The following is a 2,966-nucleotide window of genomic DNA, read 5'->3' as shown; positions in this document are numbered from 1 at the left end:
CGCGATCCCGCCGGCGAGCGCGAGCCGGACCAGCATCGCCCGTTCCAGCGGACGGTCCACCCCGAGCGTCCCCGTACCGTCAGTGACCAATACCGGTCCGAGGACGCGTACCTGCGCGCACCCCGGTTCAGGCGCCCGGGTCGAGTCGACAAGGCCTTGTGGCGCAGTCATATTCGCTCCCTTCCCATCGTTGGTGCCGGCCCGACGCGGGTGACGCCGTAACGTGCGAACTCGGCCTCGACCTCCCCCTCCTGAGGTCGTCGAGCGTCGGCGGGCGGCAGTACCAGATCGGGCGCCGTGACGCCGAAGGCCCGGTGCGCCCGCTCCACGCCCGCGGGGGTGTAGTGGTGCAGCACCCGGGCCGTGGCGGTGTGTACCGCGAACCCGTGCGGAATGCCGCGGGGCAGCCAGACCGAGGTGCCGGGTCCGGCCTGGATGCGGGCGAGACCACGGTGCACGGTGAGCTCGCCGTCGAGGACGAAGCACAGCTCGTCCTCGCGCGAATGCAGATGGATCGGTGGTTCGTCCCCCTTCGGCAGCACGACCTCGGCCAAGGCGAGCACCCCGCCGGTCGTCTCCGCGCGCTGATGCCAAATCATCAGGCACCCGAACGCCCATTCGGCGATCGGCTGGTGTTGCCCGAGTTCGTGAGGTTGTTCCGGCACGGCGCGACTCCTGGATCGGTGACTCGATGTCATCCATGCTCGATCCGCTGCGGCCGGAACGGAAACACCGATCGGCTGTCGGATCTACAATCCGGAATTGTGGATGTGGAATTCCGGCACCTACGCGCGTTCCACGTACTGGCCACCGAGCTGAACTTCACCAAGGCGGCGGCTCGGTTGCACCTGACCCAGCAGGCCCTGAGCAACCAGATCAAGCAACTCGAAACCCGCATCGGCGCCACGCTTTTCCAGCGCAACAGCCGCCAGGTCACACTCACCGACGCGGGTCGCACGCTGCTGGCCAGGGTGCCCGACATTCTCGACACCGTCGGCGCGGCGATCGCCGACACCCGCGACACGGAGTCCGGCCAGCGCACGGAGCTGATCGTCGGCGTCCGCGGAGTCACCGGGCTGGACATCACGCCCCGGGTGCTGCGCGCCTTCGCCGCCGAGTATCCGCACGTCGCGCTGACCGTCGGCAAGGTCGAGTTCGACGATTCGAGCGCCGGCGTGCTGGCGGGCGCCGCGGACGTGGGCCTGGTCTGGCTGCCTGCCCCCGACGGCCTCGACGTCACGCCGCTGCTGGCCGAGGAGCGCATCGCCCTGCTCCCCGCCGACCACCCGTTCGCCGCCGAGACCGCGGTCCAGCCCGAGGAACTCGCCGTTCAGCCGTTCGTGTGGTGGACCGACAACCGCGATCTCGCCGCGCGTGACTTCATGACCCTCGCCGAGTACCGCGACGGCCCCGCGATCATCGGCGCCGAGGTGGCTACTCTCGAGGACCTGCTCGCCGCGGTCGGCAGCGGCCAGGCGGTCGCCGTCTCGGTCGCCTCGGTGTCGCGGTTCTTCCCCTGGTCGGGCGTCGTCACCCGGCCGCTGCGCGAGGTCACGCCCGCGGTGCTGGCCGTCGCCTGCCGCACCGGCGACACCCGGCCGCTGGTCGCGGCCTTTGTGCGGATCGCGGCGAAGATCGGCGCCGACCTGATCGCCGAGGGCTCGGCGGCCGCGCCGGTGTGATCGCTGGTACTACTCGCGACGGGCGCGCGGTCAGGGTTCACCCTGATATTCCCCGGATATCGTTGCTGACCTGGTGATTTATCGTCGCGCAGCTGCCAGAGTAGAAGCTGTCGGATCGTGGGAGAGCGGTTCGCGGAGACCCTCGGAGGCTGGCAAATGTTGTGGAAGATTATCGGTGTCGTCGCGGTCGTCTGGATCGCGCTCGCCATCATCGGCGCGCTGATCAAGGGGCTGTTCCCGATCCTGGTGATCAGCGCCATCGTGTTCGGGCTGTACCTGCTGTACAAGGCGGTGTCGGGCTCGGACTCCTCGGTCAGCAAGCTGTAGCTTCCGTCCGCGGAACGACCGACGCGCGCTGGGTCGCGCCGCGAGGTCGTGCGGACGGTCGTCGGGCGGATCCAGGTGTGGCCGGGATGCCACCGGGAGGCGCGAGCGAAGTCGCGAACCCGTCCGACCAGGGGCCGTGCGCTCCCCGATGAGGGGATGGCGCACGGCCCCTTTTCGCCGCTCTAGTCTGTTCGAGACACAGAGAGGCGGAGGAGACAGGTGGATCAGCTTTCGGAGGACTGGCAGCGCGGGCTGGTCATCGTCGCGCACCCCGACGACATCGAGTACGGGGCCGCCGCCGCGGTGGCCCGTTGGACCGGGCAGGGCAAAGACATTCGCTACGTGCTCGTGACCAGCGGCGAGGCGGGCATCGCCGGACTGCCGCCCGCGGAGTCGGGTCCGCTGCGCGAGGCCGAGGAGATCGCCGCGGCCAAAGCCGTTGGCGTGCACCAGGTCGAGTTCCTCGGCTACCCCGACGGCCGCGTCGAGGAGTCCCTGGCCCTGCGCCGCGACCTGGCCGCCGCGATCCGCCGCCATCAACCAGAACTGGTGGTGCTCTTCAACTTCGGCGACACCTGGGCGCCCGGCTACGCCAACAGCGCCGACCATCGCGCCGTCGGCCGCTCGGCCCTGGACGCCATCTCCGACGCGGGCAACGAGTGGATCTTCTCCGAACTCACCGACGCCCCATGGTCGGCCCGTTGGGCGATCGTTATGGGCCCCAAGGCAACTCACGCCGTCGACGTCACCGACCACATCGACCAGGCCGCCGCCTCGCTCGCCGAACACCGCCGCTACCTGGAAGTCCTGAGTTCCGAGCCGATCGCGGACCAGGTGCGCGCCATCGTCGATCACGCCACCGCGCCGATCGAAGGGTTTCCCGCCGAGCGTGCCGTCGGTTTCGAGCTTTACCACTTCGCGGGCTGACCACCGCACGTCTTCTCAGGGTTCGCGCTG

The 2,966-nt window shown here is 69.6% G+C and carries 4 protein-coding genes; 3 read left to right on the top strand and 1 reads right to left on the bottom strand.

The window, feature by feature from the left end; translation table 11 throughout:
- Positions 1–167: 167 nt before the first annotated feature.
- The gene (locus tag ON39_RS46025; protein ID WP_051186886.1) at positions 168–665 is read right to left on the bottom strand and encodes a cupin domain-containing protein; all 498 of its coding nucleotides are present in this window, start codon (positions 663–665) and stop codon (positions 168–170) included.
- Positions 666–764: 99 nt separating this feature from the next.
- On the opposite strand from ON39_RS46025, the gene ON39_RS21460 reads away from it, so the two are divergent.
- From ON39_RS21460 to ON39_RS21450, 3 genes are all read left to right on the top strand, one after another.
- On the top strand, positions 765–1,682 hold the full coding sequence (locus ON39_RS21460) for a LysR family transcriptional regulator (RefSeq protein WP_040737036.1): 918 nt from the start codon (positions 765–767) through the stop codon (positions 1,680–1,682).
- A 156-nt stretch (positions 1,683–1,838) separates the two neighbouring features.
- Positions 1,839–2,009: a hypothetical protein gene (locus ON39_RS49690; protein WP_040737037.1), complete on the top strand. Its 171-nt coding sequence runs from the start codon at positions 1,839–1,841 to the stop codon at positions 2,007–2,009.
- A gap of 219 nt (positions 2,010–2,228) precedes the next feature.
- Positions 2,229–2,936, top strand: a complete 708-nt coding sequence (locus ON39_RS21450) for a PIG-L deacetylase family protein (protein WP_040737035.1) — start codon at positions 2,229–2,231, stop codon at positions 2,934–2,936.
- The last annotated feature ends 30 nt before the right edge of the window (positions 2,937–2,966 follow it).

It is taken from the genome of Nocardia tenerifensis NBRC 101015 (assembly GCF_000308715.1).
Lineage (GTDB): Bacteria > Actinomycetota > Actinomycetes > Mycobacteriales > Mycobacteriaceae > Nocardia > Nocardia tenerifensis.
This window is presented reverse-complemented; position numbering and strand designations above follow the sequence as displayed.